The organism is Citrobacter sp. U14242, assembly GCF_046555775.1.
Taxonomy (GTDB): domain Bacteria; phylum Pseudomonadota; class Gammaproteobacteria; order Enterobacterales; family Enterobacteriaceae; genus Citrobacter.
Genome location: NZ_JBKGLW010000016.1, coordinates 40,480 through 58,453, shown reverse-complemented (window position 1 = coordinate 58,453; position 17,974 = coordinate 40,480). Strand labels below are relative to the sequence as shown.

The 17,974-nt window shown below is 53.0% G+C and carries 18 protein-coding genes; 5 read left to right on the top strand and 13 right to left on the bottom strand.

The window, feature by feature from the left end; all coding sequences use genetic code 11:
* Positions 1–3 precede the first annotated feature (3 nt).
* The gene (gene pldB / locus ACLJXE_RS22040) at positions 4–1,020 is read right to left on the bottom strand and encodes a lysophospholipase L2 (RefSeq protein ID WP_410752022.1); all 1,017 of its coding nucleotides are present in this window, start codon (positions 1,018–1,020) and stop codon (positions 4–6) included.
* A 110-nt stretch (positions 1,021–1,130) separates the two neighbouring features.
* On the opposite strand from pldB, the gene rhtB reads away from it, so the two are divergent.
* Together rhtB and ACLJXE_RS22030 are read left to right on the top strand one after the other, a co-directional pair.
* Complete coding sequence (gene rhtB / locus ACLJXE_RS22035) at positions 1,131–1,751, top strand: homoserine/homoserine lactone efflux protein (protein WP_410752021.1); 621 nt, start codon at positions 1,131–1,133, stop codon at positions 1,749–1,751.
* 163 nt (positions 1,752–1,914) lie between these two features.
* Positions 1,915–2,799 (top strand): Rpn family recombination-promoting nuclease/putative transposase, encoded by an 885-nt coding sequence (locus ACLJXE_RS22030; RefSeq protein WP_410752020.1) that lies wholly within the window; start codon positions 1,915–1,917, stop codon positions 2,797–2,799.
* A gap of 39 nt (positions 2,800–2,838) precedes the next feature.
* Here ACLJXE_RS22030 and rhtC read toward each other — a convergent pair whose 3' ends face one another.
* The 3 genes from rhtC to pldA form a co-directional block, all read right to left on the bottom strand.
* A complete protein-coding gene (gene rhtC / locus ACLJXE_RS22025; protein WP_271441017.1) occupies positions 2,839–3,459 on the bottom strand; it encodes a threonine export protein RhtC in 621 nt (206 codons plus the stop codon).
* 63 nt (positions 3,460–3,522) lie between these two features.
* The gene (gene recQ, locus ACLJXE_RS22020; protein WP_271441016.1) at positions 3,523–5,352 is read right to left on the bottom strand and encodes an ATP-dependent DNA helicase RecQ; all 1,830 of its coding nucleotides are present in this window, start codon (positions 5,350–5,352) and stop codon (positions 3,523–3,525) included.
* A gap of 87 nt (positions 5,353–5,439) precedes the next feature.
* Entirely contained in the window at positions 5,440–6,309 is an 870-nt protein-coding gene (gene pldA, locus ACLJXE_RS22015; protein ID WP_286629761.1) for a phospholipase A, read from the bottom strand.
* A 165-nt stretch (positions 6,310–6,474) separates the two neighbouring features.
* On the opposite strand from pldA, the gene yigI reads away from it, so the two are divergent.
* A complete protein-coding gene (gene yigI / locus ACLJXE_RS22010; protein WP_005133301.1) occupies positions 6,475–6,942 on the top strand; it encodes an acyl-CoA thioesterase YigI in 468 nt (155 codons plus the stop codon).
* A gap of 51 nt (positions 6,943–6,993) precedes the next feature.
* Complete coding sequence (gene rarD / locus ACLJXE_RS22005) at positions 6,994–7,890, top strand: EamA family transporter RarD (protein WP_286629763.1); 897 nt, start codon at positions 6,994–6,996, stop codon at positions 7,888–7,890.
* Positions 7,891–7,932: 42 nt separating this feature from the next.
* On the opposite strand, the gene corA is transcribed toward rarD, so the two are convergent.
* From corA to lptM, 8 genes are all read right to left on the bottom strand, one after another.
* Positions 7,933–8,883: a magnesium/cobalt transporter CorA gene (gene corA / locus ACLJXE_RS22000; RefSeq protein ID WP_271449823.1), complete on the bottom strand. Its 951-nt coding sequence runs from the start codon at positions 8,881–8,883 to the stop codon at positions 7,933–7,935.
* A gap of 154 nt (positions 8,884–9,037) precedes the next feature.
* Positions 9,038–9,094: a YsgD/CorL family protein gene (gene ysgD / locus ACLJXE_RS21995; RefSeq protein ID WP_212723238.1), complete on the bottom strand. Its 57-nt coding sequence runs from the start codon at positions 9,092–9,094 to the stop codon at positions 9,038–9,040.
* A 148-nt stretch (positions 9,095–9,242) separates the two neighbouring features.
* Positions 9,243–11,405 carry a DNA helicase II gene (gene uvrD, locus ACLJXE_RS21990; RefSeq protein ID WP_410752019.1) on the bottom strand — a complete coding sequence of 721 codons (2,163 nt, stop codon included), beginning with the start codon at positions 11,403–11,405 and terminating at the stop codon, positions 9,243–9,245.
* An 88-nt stretch (positions 11,406–11,493) separates the two neighbouring features.
* Positions 11,494–12,210, bottom strand: a complete 717-nt coding sequence (gene yigB / locus ACLJXE_RS21985) for a 5-amino-6-(5-phospho-D-ribitylamino)uracil phosphatase YigB (protein WP_410752018.1) — start codon at positions 12,208–12,210, stop codon at positions 11,494–11,496.
* The gene (xerC, locus tag ACLJXE_RS21980) at positions 12,210–13,112 is read right to left on the bottom strand and encodes a tyrosine recombinase XerC (RefSeq protein WP_286629766.1); all 903 of its coding nucleotides are present in this window, start codon (positions 13,110–13,112) and stop codon (positions 12,210–12,212) included. Before xerC ends, yigB begins: the two co-directional genes overlap by 1 nt.
* Positions 13,109–13,816, bottom strand: coding sequence for a DUF484 domain-containing protein (locus tag ACLJXE_RS21975; protein ID WP_271441009.1), 708 nt, complete (start codon positions 13,814–13,816; stop codon positions 13,109–13,111). Before ACLJXE_RS21975 ends, xerC begins: the two co-directional genes overlap by 4 nt.
* Complete coding sequence (dapF, locus tag ACLJXE_RS21970) at positions 13,813–14,637, bottom strand: diaminopimelate epimerase (RefSeq protein WP_410752017.1); 825 nt, start codon at positions 14,635–14,637, stop codon at positions 13,813–13,815. Before dapF ends, ACLJXE_RS21975 begins: the two co-directional genes overlap by 4 nt.
* A gap of 36 nt (positions 14,638–14,673) precedes the next feature.
* Positions 14,674–14,877 (bottom strand): LPS translocon maturation chaperone LptM, encoded by a 204-nt coding sequence (lptM, locus tag ACLJXE_RS21965; protein WP_005133315.1) that lies wholly within the window; start codon positions 14,875–14,877, stop codon positions 14,674–14,676.
* Positions 14,878–15,014: 137 nt separating this feature from the next.
* Between lptM and cyaY the strand changes: the two genes are divergently transcribed.
* Complete coding sequence (cyaY, locus tag ACLJXE_RS21960) at positions 15,015–15,335, top strand: iron donor protein CyaY (protein ID WP_213135344.1); 321 nt, start codon at positions 15,015–15,017, stop codon at positions 15,333–15,335.
* Positions 15,336–15,375: 40 nt separating this feature from the next.
* On the opposite strand, the gene cyaA is transcribed toward cyaY, so the two are convergent.
* Positions 15,376–17,922 carry a class I adenylate cyclase gene (gene cyaA, locus ACLJXE_RS21955; RefSeq protein WP_410752038.1) on the bottom strand — a complete coding sequence of 849 codons (2,547 nt, stop codon included), beginning with the start codon at positions 17,920–17,922 and terminating at the stop codon, positions 15,376–15,378.
* Positions 17,923–17,974 lie beyond the last annotated feature (52 nt).

The window sequence follows — 17,974 nt, the reverse complement described above, 5'->3', positions numbered from 1 at the left end:
CCTCTAGGAAAAGCGAGTTCCGCTGGATGAGTTATGCCAGTTGAAAAAATCAACAATGGCGTTAAGCGCGACTGAGCGCATTGCGTCCTTTTCGAAAAGGATCTCATGGTACGCGCCTTTTATGACAAGCGGCTGACCTCCTTCTACCGGATGGCCTGCTGCAGCGCGGAGTTCACAAAAACGATCGTGCATGCGGTTATCCACCACACGTTCTTCTTCGGCCTGAATAAGCAGCGCTGGCGTTGCGTCATCACCCGCTCCAGCCAGAACCTGTTCGCCCGCCTGAATACCTTCACGCACCCAGTGATAGGTAGGGCCACCCACACGTAATCGCGGATCATCGGCGTAGAAGCGTAGGTTACGCCGATAGCGCTGTCGACTATGGGTTAGCGCATTCATACCGAATGGCAACGCCCGCCAGCGGCCGGTCCCCATCGCATAGCCTTCACGGATGCGCGGATGCCCTTCGGCCCAGTCAAGAATGTGGCGCACCATCCAGTCGGGAAAACGCATCACGATACCAAACATTGGCGCACAAAGCGCAATGGCATCACATTGATTTGGATGGCGCTGCAGGAACAGCGTGGCAATCGCGCCGCCCATGGAATGGGCCAGTATATAGCGTTTTCGCCACGGGCCAGGTTGTACTTCCTGCTGCCAGAAGGCGGCTAAATCATCGACGTAGTCATTAAAGTTATCGACATGACCACGATGTGGGTCCGATAACATCCGCCCGGAACGCCCCTGACCACGGTGATCGATAATGAGTACGTCAAAACCAGAATGAAACAGGTCATACGCCAGCTCAGCGTATTTTACGTAGCTTTCAATGCGCCCTGGACAGACAACGATGACACGATCGTTTTTTTCGGCACGAAAGCGAACAAAATGTACGGGAACATCATCTACACCCGTAAACTCCGCTTCCTCCCGCTGGTGCCAGAAATCTGTCAGTGGGCCCATGGAAAAAGCGGCAAACGCGTTTTCTCTTGTTTCCCAGTCTTTTTGCTGCTGAAACATCGGGTATCCAGCCTCGCTGACCAAGTAAAATCGTTTTTTTCGCCGAGCCTGATACAACGCAACGGCAGTAGCGTATTGTGGCATAAAAATAGACAATCCGGGAGTTTCTCATGACCTTTGAATGGTGGTTTGCCTACCTGCTGACCTCTATTATTTTGAGCCTGTCTCCGGGCTCTGGCGCAATCAACACCATGACAACCGCCATCAGTCACGGCTATCGTGGCGCCTGCGCCTCTATTGCCGGTTTGCAGACCGGGCTTGGCATTCATATCGTACTGGTTGGTGTTGGGCTGGGGACATTGTTCTCACGTTCAGTCATCGCGTTTGAAGTGCTGAAGTGGGCGGGAGCTGCCTATTTGATTTGGTTGGGTATTCAGCAATGGCGGGCAGCGGGCGCTATCGATCTGAACACCATGGCGAACACGCAAACACGCAGCCGCCTGTTCAAAAGGGCGGTTTTCGTTAACCTGACCAATCCGAAGAGTATTGTGTTTCTTGCTGCGCTGTTCCCACAGTTCATCATGCAGCAAGAACCTCAGGTCATGCAGTATGTGGTGCTTGGTATCACCACCATTGTTGTCGATATCATTGTGATGATCGGTTACGCGACGCTGGCCACCCGTATTGCGAGCTGGATTAAGGGGCCAAAGCAAATGAAGGCGCTGAACAAAGTGTTTGGTTCACTGTTTATGCTGATAGGCGCCCTGCTGGCCTCGGCACGGCATGCCTAGAAAACTGGAATAGCGCTCGCAATGAAATGTGAACGGTCTGAACATCACTGTATGCCTTTTCGAGACTCGCCGTAAAGGGAGAAACGTCTTTTATTCTGTGCTGTTAGGTGTTGAATGCTAGTGCCAGAATGCCGCCACATTCACCACTCACGGATGATGAACGATGGCGGAAGCAACCACACCTCATGACGCCGTATTTAAGACTTTCCTGTCCCGCATGGAAACCGCGCGGGACTTCATTGAACTCCATCTTCCTCCCTCGTTAATCAAAATTTGCAAACTAGAAACGCTACACCTGGAATCAGGCAGCTTTGTCGAGGACGATCTACGCCCCTATTTCAGCGATATTCTCTATTCACTGGAAACCACCAGCGGGCAGGGTTATGTACATGTGCTCATTGAGCATCAAAGCTCACCGGACAAGCATATGTCGTTTCGACTGATGCGCTACGCTATCGCCGCCATGCAACGTCACCTGGAGGCGGGAAACGACACTCTACCACTGGTTATTCCTGTTCTCTTTTACCATGGGAAACAAAGCCCCTGGCAAGGTTCAATGAACTGGCTGGATCACTTTGAGGATTCGGGGACCGCCCTTCAGCTTTACAGTACGCCGTTTCCGTTGGTGGATGTGACGGTCATCCCCGACGATGAGATCATGCAACATCGCAGCATGGCGGCACTAACATTAGTACAAAAGCATATTCGCCAACGCGACATGGCACAGTTGCTGGATAAACTTACCCACCTGTTTATGCTGGAGAAGATGAGCGGACAACAATTAACCATGCTGGTAAACTACATGGTGCAAGCAGGGAATACACAAGATGTTCAGACATTACTGTATAAGCTGGCACAGCGTGTGCCGCAGCATGGAGACACATTGATGACAATGGCGGATCAACTAAAGCAGATAGGTCGCGAAGAGGGCAAACGTATTGCCATACTGGACATAGCAAAGGCAATGCTCAAGCGTGGGCTGGATACCGAAGCAATTATGGAAATGACTGGCCTGTCGAAAGACGAATTACAAAAGCTTGCTCAATAAACCGCGTTCCGCCTGGGCATCCCCAGGCGGATAACAGAATCAGCGCGAAATAATCAGGTGAATGCCGAAACCTGCAAACAGTGCGCCAGCAAATCCATCGATCCACTTTGCCAGACGCTGATAACCGCGGCGCATTTTCGGTAGCGCAAACAGGCTGGCGACTACGGTAAACCACGCCAGCGTTTCCACGATGATTAGGGCAAAGATCCCCCAGCGCGCGCCCGTTCCTACGTTATCGCCAACGAACAATGAAAACACGGAGCCAAAATAGATAATGGCTTTGGGGTTTGCCAGGTTAGTAAGTAGACCTTTTAAAAAGCTGCGCCCGCTCTGTGCCAGTTCAACCTGTGGTGTTGGAGTCGCAACATTCTGCTTTTTAAACGCACCGCGCAGCATCTGGTAGCCCATCCAACACAGATACAGACCCCCGCCGACCATAATAATGGTATGCAGCCAGGCCATTTTTTCGATGATCAGATGCAGGCCGAGCAGCGCCACGCCCGCCCAGACCATGACGCCGCAGGTAATACCCAGCACACCCATCATCGCTTCTTTACGCGAACGGCTCACCGCCGTTTGAGAGACAAAGAAAAAATCGGGGCCAGGACTCATCAGCGCTACGATGTGTACCAACGCAACGGTGAAAAATAGCGTTAACATAAAAATGACTCGTGGGGGAATAGTTCAGTGAGTCACCATCCTGGCACTTTTTTGCCCGGCTGACTACTCTTCGTCGTCACCATCAACGTGTGCACGAATAAGCGCCATAAACTCTTTGCCGAAACGCTCAAGTTTACGCATACCCACGCCGTTGACACTTAACATTTCGCTCGGAGAAACCGGCATTTGTTCAGCCATTTCAATCAACGTGGCGTCGTTGAAGACCACGTACGGCGGGATATTTTCTTCATCGGCAATAGCTTTACGCAGCTTACGCAATTTGGCAAACAGTTTGCGGTCGTAGTTGCCGCCGAAGGATTTCTGCATCGCACGCGGTTTCAGCGCCACAATACGCGGCACGGCAAGCTGTAACGAGATTTCGCCACGCAGAACCGGTCGTGCGGCTTCGGTTAACTGTAACGCGGAGTGATGAGCAATATTCTGCGTCACCAGACCAAGGTGAATCAGTTGGCGGATCACACTCACCCAATGTTCATGGCTCTGTTCACGACCAATGCCATAGACCGGCAGCTTGTCATGAGCCAGCTCGCGAATACGTTGGTTATTGGCTCCGCGCAAGACTTCCACGACATACCCCATACCAAAGCGTTGGTTGACGCGGTAGATTGTCGACAGCGCCTTACGCGCATCCATTAAACCATCGTACTGTTTTGGCGGATCGAGACAAATATCGCAGTTACCGCACGGCTCCTGACGCCCTTCACCAAAATAATTCAGCAATACCAGACGACGACAGGTTTGCGCCTCGGCAAACGCTCCCATCGCATTGAGTTTATGCCGTTCAATATCCAGTAACTGCCCGGCGGGTTTCTCTTCCAGGCAACGGCGTAACCATGCCATATCAGCGGGATCGTAAAACAGCATCGCTTCCGCAGGCAGTCCATCGCGCCCGGCACGGCCGGTTTCCTGGTAATAGGATTCGATGTTACGCGGGATATCAAAATGCACCACAAAGCGTACGTTAGGTTTGTTGATTCCCATACCAAACGCCACGGTCGCCACCACGATTTGCAGGTCATCGCGCTGGAATTTTTCCTGCACCTCGGCACGTACACTGTTTTCCAGCCCGGCATGATAGGCACCCGCGCTGATGCCACGACTTTGCAGACGCGCTGCGGTGTCTTCGACCTTCGCGCGGCTGTTACAGTAAATAATGCCGGACTTGCCGCGCTGTTCTTGTACATAGCGCATCAGCTGATCGAGCGGCTTAAACTTCTCCATCAGCATGTAACGAATGTTCGGCCGGTCAAAACTGCTGATCTGAATGAGCGGATCGTTCAACCCCAGCAAGCGCACAATATCCAGGCGAGTAGTGTCATCAGCGGTCGCGGTCAGCGCCACGAACGGCAGCGTCGGAAAACGCTGACGCAATTGACCCAACGCGGCGTATTCAGGGCGGAAATCGTGCCCCCATTGCGAGATGCAGTGTGCTTCATCAACGGCCAGCAACACCGGATTCCAGTGCGCCAGATGTTCGAGGAAGTTATCCAGCATCAGGCGTTCGGGCGCAATGTACAGCAAACGAATTTGCCCGCTGCGACAGCCCGCCATGACCTCAAGCTGCTGTTCACGACTTTGGGTAGAGTTCAGACACGCCGCCGCCACGCCGTTTGCTAATAATTGGTCGACCTGATCTTTCATCAGGGAAATAAGCGGCGAGACAACAACGGTGAGTCCGTTCAGCAATAATGCGGGAATTTGATAGCAGAGGGATTTACCACCACCGGTCGGCATGACGACCAGGCAGTCGCGACCAGAAAGCACAGTATCGATGATTTCTTCCTGACCAGGGCGAAACTGTTGGTAGCCAAAGGTTTCCTGCAAAACCTGTTTAGCGCCCATTTCCAGATTCAACACTTCCGCCTGCGCCACATTAACCCCATTAGCCTTAAAGAAAAACAGGCGCTATTTTCAGCGCCTGAGAGAGAAACTGCAATGATTAAAATGCTATCAAACCTATCAGAAGATATCGTTGAGCATCACACCCACACCCACACGCGTCTGATTGAAATTGTAGTCGATCAGCGATTCGCCGTAGCCGCTATAGACCTGGGTGTAGAAGCGGACATGCTTAGTGATCGGGTAGCTCGCGCCGATTTCAGCACCACCATAACCGGTATTCCAGTTGTACTGGCCCTTCACGCTGATGACGGCGTCACCGAGGTGATAACCCATTTTAAGCTGGTAGTAGCCCATGTATTTGGTGATGTCGGGGTTATCATCCGTGCTACCGATGACGTACCACGGTTTAACCTCCACCAGCCAGTTACCATTTTCAGCCATCAGACGAGTGTACAGACGGTTCCAGCTGCGCGAGGTGGGATCGGATCGACCATTTGAATCATGGTTATAGCCCATTTCGATATCACGTAGCGTCCAGCCAGCAAAGCGATAATCGGTGGCGAATCCTAGAAATAGCTGCGGCTCGTAGTTAGTTTCACGAAACGGTGAAGACTCTTCACTATTAGAAAGCTGCCACCAGGATTTCTGAGTATATGAACCACCGAGCACGGAGTTCGGGCCTAAAATCCCGCGCCAAAGCGGAAATGCCAGGCTTAGCTGAAACTTAACCTCATCTTTGCGCGCATTATCCGACCAGTTATAGCTGCTGATCGCCTCTTTGTTCATGTCGCTGGTATTGGTGTAGATGAGATAGTTGGTGTCATAGGGGTACAGCGTGAAAGGATTATCGTGTTCCTGCAGCATATTGGCGATAATACTGCCTCTCACTGCAGGTGCATCATGAATCTCTTTCACTGTCGCTTCCTGCGCATACGCGGTCAACGGCAGCATGACTGCTGGTAGTAACCAACCCAGAATCGCCCGCATCGGTAGTGTTCTCCTGAACCAAAATATTGATGAATTGTATAATTATCTGCCAAGTATTCTACATACTTAGCTAGTTCCTCGTTAGTTATCCCGTCCTAAAGTAGAAAACAACAAATAATAAGCATAATATCAACATTTCATTAACCAACAAGGTGTCGGGATCGTATGTCTGCTGTTCTTACTGCTGAGCAAGCCCTTAAATTAGTGGGTGAAATGTTTGTCTATCATATGCCGTTTAATCGGGCATTGGGGCTGGAACTGGAACGTTATGAAAAAGAATTTGCGCAATTAGCGTTTAATAACCAACCGATGATGGTGGGTAACTGGGCGCAAAGCATCCTGCACGGCGGGGTGATCGCCTCAGCGCTGGACGTTGCTGCCGGACTGGTGTGTGTTGGCAGTACGCTAACCCGCCACGAAACCATCAGCGAGGACGAACTACGCCAGCGAATGTCACGCATGGGGACGATCGATCTGCGCGTTGATTACTTGCGACCAGGCAGAGGGAATCGCTTTACGGCCACCAGCAGTCTGCTACGGGCGGGTAATAAGGTTGCCGTTGCGCGCGTGGAACTGCATAACGAAGAGCAGCTTTATATCGCCAGCGCCACCGCGACTTATATGGTGGGGTAAGCGCCTGAAAAAAGGTAAACTACGGTTACTTTTCTGCAATGAGTTCTCCCAATGGATGCTAAACAAACGCGGCAGGGCGTGTTACTCGCTCTTGCTGCCTATTTTATTTGGGGTATCGCTCCCGCCTACTTCAAACTGATTTACTACGTCCCGGCGGATGAGATCCTGACGCACCGCGTCATCTGGTCATTTTTCTTTATGGTGGCGCTGATGAGCGTTAGTCGCCAATGGTCAGGCATCAAAACGCTGCTGCAAACGCCAAAGAAGATTTTTCTGCTGGCGCTCTCGGCGGTCCTAATTGGCGGAAACTGGCTGCTTTTTATCTGGGCGGTCAACAACCACCATATGCTGGAAGCCAGCCTCGGTTACTTTATTAACCCACTGGTAAATATCGTGTTGGGGATGATTTTTCTTGGAGAACGGTTCCGCCGTATGCAGTGGCTTGCGGTCTTGTTAGCCGCTTGTGGCGTGCTGGTGCAGTTGTGGACCTTCGGCTCCCTGCCAATCATCGCCCTGGGACTGGCGTTCAGCTTTGCTTTTTATGGCCTGGTGCGTAAGAAGATCGCCGTCGAGGCACAAACCGGCATGCTGATCGAAACCTTGTGGCTCTTGCCCATTGCGGCAATTTATCTGTTCGGTATCGCAGACAGCCCAACCAGCCATATGGGTCAGAACCCCATGTCACTCAATCTGCTGCTGATTGCTGCGGGTGTCGTGACCACTATCCCACTGCTGTGCTTTACCGGTGCGGCAACCCGCCTACGTCTGTCCACGCTGGGCTTTTTCCAGTATATCGGGCCAACGCTGATGTTCCTGCTGGCAGTGACATTTTACGGCGAGGTGCCGGGTGCGGATAAGATGGTGACGTTCGCGTTTATCTGGGTGGCGCTGGCGATATTCGTGATGGATGCGATTTATACCCTACGCAGAACGCAAAGGGGACTTTAACGTTGTTGTGCCGGATGACGCTGCCGCCATCCGGCACCAAACTCATAACCAGTTTTTGCGCTTAAAGTACAAATACGGCGCCAGACCCGCGAGCATCATAAAGACAATCGCCCCAGGATAACCGAAGCTCCAGTGCAGCTCCGGCATGAACTCAAAGTTCATCCCATAGCTGGACGCCACCAGCGTCGGCGGCAGGAACACCACGGAGACCACCGAGAAGATCTTGATGATGCGGTTCTGCTCGATATTGATAAAGCCCATCGCCGCCTGCATCAGGAAGTTAACTTTCTGGAACAGTGATTCGTTATGCGGCAACAGGGATTCGATATCGCGCAGGATCTCACGCGCCTGCTCCAGTTGGCTACCCGGCAGGCGCGCTTTACGTACCAGGAAATTCAGTGCGCGCTGGGTATCCATCAGACACAGGCGAACTTTCCAGCCGATATCTTCCAGTTCTGCCAGCGTGGAAAGTGCTTCGTCATACTCATCACCCTGACGCCCTTCCATAATCACGCGACTGAGTTTTTCCAGATCGCTATAGATGTTTTCTATTTCATCCGCCAGCTGTTCAATTTTGGTTTCAAACAGATCGAGCAGCAGCTCATAGGCGTTGCCATCCACCATCGCCTGATTACGCGCACGCATGCGGTACAGGCGAAATGCCGGTAGCTCGCGTTCGCGCAGGGTAAACAACCGGCCTTCGCGAATGGTAAATGCGACCGTTGAGTTACCCGCGTGATCGTCAGCGTCTTCATAAAAGAAGAAGGAGTGGATATGCAAACCGTCTTCGTCTTCAAAGAAACGCGCGGATGCTTCGATGTCTTCCAGTTCAGGGCGCGTAGCCAGATTCTGGCCCAAGTCCTTTTGCACACGGTTTCGTTCATCGTCGTCCGGCTCGACTAAATCAACCCAGACCGAACTGGCCAGGTGCTCGATCTCATCCGCCTCAAGACGTGTTAAACGATTGTTTTCCAGTTGAAATGCGCTCAGCATGACCGGGACTCCCAATGCAAAAAATTATCGGACAGTTCGGTGGGCACACAGAAACAAATTGGGTTTCAGACCATTAAACAGCCTGACTCAGCGCGACGGGATAAAATTGAAGGTCGCTGACAACCGCGAAGGCTATCAGCAAAAAGGGATAGCCTTAGGAGTTGATCCTGGATGACAGGATAATGAGCCAGTATCTACTGGGTGTGTCCAAGGCGAATGTCCTCTTAGCGTAATCGTGCGCGCATGTTACGCCAGCAAAATTTTGACGTCAACACGCAACGAAACGCTAGTCTGGATAAATTACCTTCTCATCAGTAAGGCTAGCAGATCGTTACAAAATAATGATATTTTTCTGAAAGTTATACCGTATCCAGCCGCGCGTAGGCCGCCACCAGCCATTTGATGCCCTGCCCCTGGAACGCCACCTGCAAACGGCTGTGTTCTCCGCTGCCTTCCAGGTTGACGATAGTGCCTTCACCAAACTTGGCGTGGCGCACGCGCTGGCCGAGCTTATAACCGGTATCGTTCTCCGCCATTGGCGTTCCCATCCGTTGATGGCTGACCGGGCGGCTGACGGTGGCGCGCAGGCGAACCTCTTCCACGCACGCTTCCGGCAGTTCGCCGATAAAGCGCGATGGGCGATGGTAAACCTCTTTGCCGTACAGACGGCGCGTTTCGGCATAGGTTAGCGTCAGCTTCTGCATAGCACGGGTGACGCCGACATAGGCCAGACGACGTTCTTCTTCCAGACGACCGCCTTCGTCCAGCGACATCTGGCTGGGGAACATACCCTCTTCCATCCCCACGATAAACACCTGCGGGAACTCAAGGCCTTTCGCCGAGTGCAGGGTCATCAGCTGTACCGCGTCCTGCCAGGTATCCGCCTGCCCTTCGCCCGCTTCCAGCGCTGCGTGAGAGAGAAACGCCTGCAGCGGCATTAAATCTTCATCTTCTTCGTTGTAGCTGAACTGGCGTGTCGCCGTGACCAGTTCGTCTAAGTTTTCGATGCGTGTCTGGCCTTTCTCGCCTTTCTCCTGCTCGTACATCATGCGCAGGCCGGAGTCTTTCACCACCCGGTCTGTTTGCACATGCAGTGGCATATCGGCCGTTTCCTGCGCCAGAGCATCAATAAGCTCCATAAAACGCTGTAGCGCGCTGGCAGCACGACCGGCAAGGGCTTTTTCCTGCAGCAGCTCACGACATGCCTGCCACAGCGTCAACTGGCGGTCACGCGAGGTCTGGCGCACCACATCCAGTGTACGATCGCCAATACCGCGCGTTGGGGTATTCACCACGCGTTCAAACGCGGCATCATCGTTGCGGTTAGCGATCAAACGCAGGTAAGAGAGCGCATCTTTGATTTCCTGGCGTTCAAAGAAGCGCATACCGCCGTAGATACGGTACGGCATGCTGGCCTGTAACAATGCCTCTTCCAGCACACGCGACTGGGCGTTGCTACGGTAGAGAATCGCGCACTGCGCAAGCTGACCGCCGTTGTCCTGCCAGGTTTTAATGCGATTAACCACAAAGCGCGCTTCATCCAGTTCGTTGAACGCGCAATAAAGCGAAATCGGTTCACCGTCGATACCATCGGTCCACAGTTTTTTACCCAGGCGCCCATTGTTGTTTTCAATCAGGGCGTTGGCCGCGCTGAGGATATTATTGGTCGAGCGGTAGTTCTGCTCCAGGCGGATGGTTTCTGCACCGGGGAAATCCGTGAGGAAGCGCTGGATATTTTCCACCTGCGCCCCGCGCCAGCCGTAGATCGACTGATCGTCATCACCCACGATCATCACTTTGCCGGTGTCGCCCGCCAGCAGACGGATCCACGCGTACTGAATGTTGTTGGTATCCTGGAATTCGTCCACCAGGATATTGGTAAAGCGTTCGCGGTAGTGCTGCAGGATATGCGGCTTGTTGAGCCACAGTTCATGGGCGCGCAGCAGCAGCTCGGCGAAATCCACCAGCCCGGCGCGGTCACACGCCTCCTGGTAGGCCTGATAGACTTTCTGCCAGGTTTGCTCAACCGGATTGCCGTAGCTTTGCAGGTGATGCGGACGCAGTCCTTCGTCTTTCTGGCTGTTGATGAACCACATCGCCTGACGCGGTGGCCACTGCTTCTCATCCAGATTCATGGCTTTGATAAGGCGCTTGAGCAGACGCAACTGGTCTTCGCTGTCGAGGATCTGGAAATCCTGCGGCAGATTTGCATCCATATGGTGCGCGCGCAGCAGACGGTGCGCCAGGCCATGGAACGTCCCCACCCACATACCGCCCTGGCTGGTTCCCATGATCTGACCAATACGGTGACGCATTTCTGCCGCCGCTTTGTTGGTAAACGTCACCGCCATAATGGAGTACGGCGAGTTGTTTTCAACCGTCAGTAACCAGGCAATACGGTGCACCAGCACACGCGTTTTACCACTCCCCGCGCCCGCCAGAACCAGCATGTTGCTGCGTGGCGCGGCCACCGCTTCACGCTGTTTGTCATTAAGGCTGTCGAGCAGGTAAGAAACGTCCATTGGCACCGCCACGTAAAAGTAGGTAGGCCGGATAAGCGTAGCGCCATCCGCCAAAAAGCTGGGTATATATACAGAGTTCTGTTGGTGATTATATCAGCGAGGTCAGAGATGCCAACTGTGAAATTTCGATATGCGGCAGCAAACGGCTGTCTGCAGTTTGCATCAGGTCGGCATTTTCCGGTTTGATCCAGCAAGCCTGCATTCCACAGCGAATGGCCCCGGCGACGTCTGTCGTCAGGTCGTCGCCCACGTGCAAAATTTCTCCCATTGGCATATTCAGTTTTTCCGCCGCCAGCGCGTACATATCGCTGAACGGTTTTGATCGCCCATCAGGACCCGCGCGAAGCACAAACTCAAAGTAATCACCCAGACCAAACAACTCTGGTTGCGCATTACCGTTAGTGATTGCCACCAGCGGCCACTTGCGGGCCAGCGCCTTCAGCGTGTCATGCGTAGACTGCGGGACGTCAATGCGGCTGCGCCATTTGGCGAAGTTCATCATCGCGGCATTTGCCCCCATTTTCGCCTCTGCCGCCGAAAGGCCGGCCTCCAGCATGGCGCGCTCGACGGCGCGATGACGCCATTGGGTCACGTCATGGTAGATTTCCGGTTCGGCGTCGCGCACAGCCTGACGCAGACGCTGTAGATCGGAATTTTGCAACGCGCTCAGCGCCGGGTGATAGTTTTGCACAAAAGCGAGCGCTTCCTGTTCGGTGCGCATGATAACGGGACGGTTATCGTAAAGGGTGTCATCAAGGTCAAAGGTGAGCGCAGAAATGTGCCCCAAAGGCCGGTAAAAACGCATTATTTCCCCCGTTTGGCGCGTGGATGCGCCGCATCGTACACTGAAGCCAGGTGTTGAAAATCAAGATGGGTATAGATTTGGGTCGTTGAGAGGTTGGCATGTCCCAATAACTCCTGCACACCGCGAAGATCGCCGCTCGACTCCAGCATATGTGTCGCAAAAGAGTGGCGCAATTTGTGGGGATGCACGTGACTGTTAAGCCCTTGTTTAATACCCCACTCGGCAAACCGTTTCTGCACGTTACGCGCAGAGATACGTTTACCCAGTTTTGACAGGAACAGAGCATCTTCATCGCTGCCAAACAGTCCGCGCAGATCTAACCAGTGCTCAATCCATGCCACCGCATTGCGGCCAATCGGCAGACGGCGTTCTTTACTGCCCTTGCCCATCACCCACACTTCGCCAGTATCAAGATCGAGATGTTTAATATCCAGCCCAATCAGTTCAGACAGACGCAGGCCTGCGCCGTACATCACTTCTAACATTGCCCTGTCGCGCACGGCGAGGGGATCGTTGAGATCGATATCCAGCAGGCGATTAACGTCATCAACGTCAATATTTTTGGGTAAATGACGCGGCGCTTTCGGCGCGGAAACACTCTTTGCCGGATTAGCGTTCAGCTCGCCCTGATTAACCATCCAGTCGAAGAAACTGCGCAGTGCAGACAGGCGCAAAGCCAGACTGGCAGGTCCCAACCCTTTACGGCGACTACGTACGGCAAAACTACGAACCATGAGCGCATCACACTGCTGCCAGCTTTTCAGACCGGTTTCACCGGCTAAAGCGATAATGGCATCAAGCTGACGCTGATAATTAAGCAACGTGACAGGGCTCAGTTGGCGCTCAACGCCCAGATAACGTAAAAAGCGCGTCACATCCTGAGAAAGAGGTGAATCGGTCATACGCGTTCAATCCAACGCTCCAGCAGTTCCGGCAACATCAGCGAGATTTCCTGCAGTAACTGCGTGCCCTGCCCCTGCTGGTAATGATTGGCATCACGGCTACTGAACAACATGACACCAAGAGAGCCATCCTGCCCCAACATCGACATTGCCACCGAGCCGATGGCTTTCGCTTCCGGCATCATGATTAACAGTTCCGGGCCGTGGAGTGGTCCAAGGTAGTGCTGTGACTGACCAAGACGCTGAATGCGCAGCGGTTCGAAAGCCTGACGGCTTAATGCCAGATGGGTAAATTTCGAGGGAGCACCAAGTCGCCAGCGATCCGGAAACAGACGGACCGTCGCTCCCGCCAGCCCTAACTCACGCGCCCAGCGATGAAGTCGCATCAACATGTCGTCGAGACTGTTCGCGGACACCAGTCGTCCTTGCAGATTTAACAGCCGATAGAACAGGCTTTCGTTGGCATTCGCTTGTTCCATCAACAACGCCATGTTCTCTTCCAGCACGTTGATATGATTGCGTGCCCGAGCCATATGCCATTCAACTAAAGAGACCGTGCCCCGCACCGGGTGCGGGACGCGCATCGCTTCAACCGCTTGAGCATTACGGATAAAAAACTCAGGATTACGTTGCAGATAATCGACGACCGCCCGGTCGTCCAGTTCCATGAGCGTTTCCTGTAGTTCTTCCCCTGGTTGCTTCATAAGTGAATAAATCCGTCGTAGACATGTGCCGCCGGGCCAGTCATATATAACGGATGACCCGGACCTTTCCAGGCGATATCAAGTCGACCGCCCGGTAATTCCACCCTCACTTCATCTGCCAGCAGGCCCTGCTGAATACCGACAGCGACAGCCGCACACGCGCCGCTGCCGCAAGCCTGCGTTTCACCTGCGCCACGCTCATAAACACGCAGTCGGATATGCTCACGTTTGACTACTTGCATAAAGCCGATATTGGCGCGCTCAGGGAAGCGTTCATGGCTTTCCAGAACCGGTCCCAGCGTTTCCACCGTGGCCGTATCAACATCATCAACCTGAATCACGCAATGCGGATTCCCCATTGAAACCACGCCGCACAATACTGTCTGCTCGGCCGCTCGCATAATATAGGTCTTCTCTGCTTTATTGGCACGAAAAGGGACCTGCGAGGGTTCAAAGTTGGGTTCCCCCATGTTGACCCGCACCAGCTCATCGTCCGTTACGCTTAATACCATGCGGCCATTCGCGGTACTGACACGAATATCACGCTTATTCGTCAACCCTTTCAGGCGCACAAAACGGGCAAAGCAACGAGCGCCATTTCCACACTGCGAGACTTCACTGCCATCAGCATTGAAAATGCGGTAATGGAAATCCAGCTCCGGATCGTAAGGCGGCTCGACGACCAGCAGTTGATCGAACCCAACACCCAGATGCCTGTCAGCCAGGCGGCGGATCAGCTCGGGTGAGAAAAAGACATTCTGCGTTACCGCGTCGACGACCATAAAATCGTTGCCAAGGCCATGCATTTTAGAGAATTGCATTGTTTACTCCGTTCACGCGGGTACAGAAACTTACCGTCAGTAATTCACCTGAGAAGGTCCATCACTGATTCCACGATCGTTTTTATCCGGCGTCGTAGATTGTGCTGGCGACTGAATGCTCTTTGTCGGAGGCGGCGCGTTTTTGTCTGCTGGCGGAAAATAGAGAGGTCCCTTCAGACCACAGCCCGTCAGGCTGAACAGTGTAAAAAGTACAGCGAGTGCCTGAAACACGTTTTTCATTATGGATTGCCTGTAAGTTCATGCTTTCTGTTTTCTATCATCGCAGGAGAAGGCGTAAAAGCAAGAGTTTGGCTAAAAACTGCAACGTGATTTATTCCGCGTTATACTGCGGCCATCACGAAAAACAGGATAAAAAAATGAACGACAGTGAATTTCATCGCCTTGCCGACACCCTGTGGATGACCATTGAAGAGCGTCTGGACGACTGGGACGGCGACAGCGATATCGATTGTGAGATCAATGGTGGCGTACTGACCATCAGCTTCGAAAATGGCAGCAAAATTATCATTAACCGTCAGGAGCCGCTGCATCAGGTGTGGCTGGCAACCAAACAGGGCGGTTACCATTTTGACCTGAAAGGTGACGAATGGATTTGCGACCGCAGCGGCGAAAGTTTCTGGGATCTGCTGGAACAGGCGGCAACGCAGCAGGCGGGCGAGGCAGTGAGCTTCCGTTAAGGTTTGTTGCCGGATGCGCTTTGCTTATCCGGCATCATATTCACGAAAAATACTGCTGCAACATCGGTGTGTCGTTATCCTGATTAGCCGGAGGAACCGGATTAATCGGCTGAGTACGGAACGGAATCACCTGCGCACGCCCGTCGGTTTTCACAATCTGATAAAACTGCGGCAGGTTAAAGTTGATAAAACTGGAGCCGTAAGTGAAGCGATCGTGCGACGATGAATAGAAACGGCTGACATCCCGCACCAGCTCTTCTTTACTGCCTTCACAGTGGTGATACACCTCAACGCGGTTACTCTCGTCCAGAATGTAGATGTTAAAGCCCTGCTCATCACCCGTCTCTTCAAAAAAGAACTGAATGATCCCTTCGCTGGCAAAACCGTCCACCACCGACGGTAATTTCACATGGTTCGTCTCAACCTGGACGGAAAGACCGTGCAATTTGTTGTGCGAGATCGCGCCATAGAATTCAATGGCGTTTTCCAGTTTCTGCACCGAAACGTTCAGACGTTCGAAGAACAGGCCCCACGTCTGACCGGAAACGCGCAGCGCTTTGAAGCGTCCAGTTTCCTGGCGCGTACTGGACAGGCGCAGTTCGATGCACTCAGACACCAGTTGCTGGACACGCGTGCGGATCAAACCACGCAAATGCTGGCTGTAACAGAACACTTCGACGCTATCCGGTGGCGCTGCATCCTGATGCATTTTGCCGAGAATCGTTTTTAACGCTTCAATCATCGCCTGCTCGCCGTTGAAGTGCAGGGTTCGCACTTCATTCCACGAGTTGCGATACAGCAGGTCTACGCTACCCACCAGACAATTTTGCTCTTCGCCAAAGCTAAAGACATCCAGCTTACGGAAATCAAAATGCACGACCTGATTGCGGAACGCCGCCGTCGGGTCATATTCGAGGTTGACAATAATCGCCAGATGGCGAATTTCGCACGGGCTGTACAGCGCTTTTGGCGTAGGTGCCGGCAGACGCAGCGGGAAGTGGTGCGATACATCGGCGACCATTTCCTGCAGCTTCGGCAAGTCGACAATACCGTTACCTTTAATAAACAAATGCGTACGCGATGTCAGCAGACCATTAAACCACGCCCACGCCACCAGCTTATTGAGATAGCGGTTATATTCCAGCGGCTGATGGCTGATGATCGAATCCATGTTAGGTGCGCGGTTGTAAAGATACCAACCCGAACGGTTGGCGCGACCTGGCGGCACGTGGATAAAGGTCAGATTGGGTTCTGAGAGATCCGGTGAGATCTGCGGGTTCACCAACGTCACTTTGCCGGGCAAGGCTTCAAATGCGGCATACAGCTTACGGGTCAGCACGCCAATATCCTGCGGACTGGCGCTGACGCTAAGATTGTTGCGGCGCGCAAAACGGATCAAATTACGATAGCTCTGCATCATCGCGTCGAGCAGTTCGTTGTGTGCTTCGCGTACCTGGTCAATTTTCCAGTTAGCGCGGTTATCCAGCATCGTCAGGCGGGCTTCATCCCAACCCCACTCTTGAACTAACTGACTTAACACTTCACGACGCCAGCCCACGCAGGCGCGTTCACGGCTCAGTTTCTCACAGACTTTCAAGTAGAAACATCGGCGCACTAAATCAAGACGCGTTGAGTCCTCAATCGCAGTGAGGTACTCAGTTACACGTTCCAACATCATGCAGTACGGGTCGAGACCAAAAGAGACAATTTCGCCGTCGTGCAGGCGCTGTTTAATGTCTTTCGCCAACAGGCGTGGATTGGGGTATTCCCAGGAATAGGCTTCCAGCAGCAGCGTTTTCAGCACCGCTTTGTACGGGGAATCGATACTCTTGTACAACTGCCAGAGGCTGGCACCAAAGTACTCTTCGGCGGAAAGCGAACTGAGTCCACCCAGATCCAGCCATTCGTTTGGCGTTAACACCCCCTGCGCGTAGAGCGTCATGACGTAATCGTCGTAATGCTCTTCTTCATCACCAGGCACCATATTCCACAGAATACGTTTACCTGCGAGGCGCACAGCGGTGCGATAGAATTCATCAAGCAGCAGGATATGCTGCGTCGAGCCACAGTCTTCACCACCCAGACTGCCGCTTTCATTATGACGGAAACGGTTTTCATCAATCAGGAAGAAACTGACTTCCACGCCCAGCGAGGCGGCCCAACTTTCCAGCAGGCTGCATTTACGTTGCAGCAGCTGACGCTCTTCGCTATCCAGCCAGGATTGATGGCAGACCCAGATATCGAGGTCAGAGGAGCAGCTTTGCCCTACGGAAGATGTGCTCCCCATAGAGTAAACGCCGGTGATCGGCAGTTCGCCCTTTGGAGGGTCCTGCGGTGACATACCGCGGTACAGTTCCAGCTCATTCAGGTAGTGGCGTTGGGTTTCATCAGGCGTGTAAAAGCATATGCCTTTGGGAACGTTACCATCGAGGTAACCCGGCATCAGTGGGTGGTGGTAGTGCAATAATGTCGGCAGCAGACTGTATACCTGCTGGAAGGCAGGTCCCATGGCAGCAAGCGCGCGATCCACACGCAGTTGATTTATGGCATCCAGTCTCTGTTTCAGAGTCTCAATATAGAGGTACAAGACGTATCGCCTGATGTTGCTATCCATCATGTTGTCGATTGCTGCGGCGCAA

Coding starts and splice junctions, on each gene's coding strand:
- pldB (WP_410752022.1), bottom strand. CDS start 1,020: ATGTTTCAGCAGCAAAAAGACTGGGAAACAAGAGAAAACGCGTTTGCC.
- rhtB (WP_410752021.1), top strand. CDS start 1,131: ATGACCTTTGAATGGTGGTTTGCCTACCTGCTGACCTCTATTATTTTG.
- ACLJXE_RS22030 (WP_410752020.1), top strand. CDS start 1,915: ATGGCGGAAGCAACCACACCTCATGACGCCGTATTTAAGACTTTCCTG.
- rhtC (WP_271441017.1), bottom strand. CDS start 3,459: ATGTTAACGCTATTTTTCACCGTTGCGTTGGTACACATCGTAGCGCTG.
- pldA (WP_286629761.1), bottom strand. CDS start 6,309: ATGCGGGCGATTCTGGGTTGGTTACTACCAGCAGTCATGCTGCCGTTG.
- yigI (WP_005133301.1), top strand. CDS start 6,475: ATGTCTGCTGTTCTTACTGCTGAGCAAGCCCTTAAATTAGTGGGTGAA.
- rarD (WP_286629763.1), top strand. CDS start 6,994: ATGGATGCTAAACAAACGCGGCAGGGCGTGTTACTCGCTCTTGCTGCC.
- corA (WP_271449823.1), bottom strand. CDS start 8,883: ATGCTGAGCGCATTTCAACTGGAAAACAATCGTTTAACACGTCTTGAG.
- uvrD (WP_410752019.1), bottom strand. CDS start 11,405: ATGGACGTTTCTTACCTGCTCGACAGCCTTAATGACAAACAGCGTGAA.
- yigB (WP_410752018.1), bottom strand. CDS start 12,210: ATGCGTTTTTACCGGCCTTTGGGGCACATTTCTGCGCTCACCTTTGAC.
- xerC (WP_286629766.1), bottom strand. CDS start 13,112: ATGACCGATTCACCTCTTTCTCAGGATGTGACGCGCTTTTTACGTTAT.
- ACLJXE_RS21975 (WP_271441009.1), bottom strand. CDS start 13,816: ATGAAGCAACCAGGGGAAGAACTACAGGAAACGCTCATGGAACTGGAC.
- dapF (WP_410752017.1), bottom strand. CDS start 14,637: ATGCAATTCTCTAAAATGCATGGCCTTGGCAACGATTTTATGGTCGTC.
- lptM (WP_005133315.1), bottom strand. CDS start 14,877: ATGAAAAACGTGTTTCAGGCACTCGCTGTACTTTTTACACTGTTCAGC.
- cyaY (WP_213135344.1), top strand. CDS start 15,015: ATGAACGACAGTGAATTTCATCGCCTTGCCGACACCCTGTGGATGACC.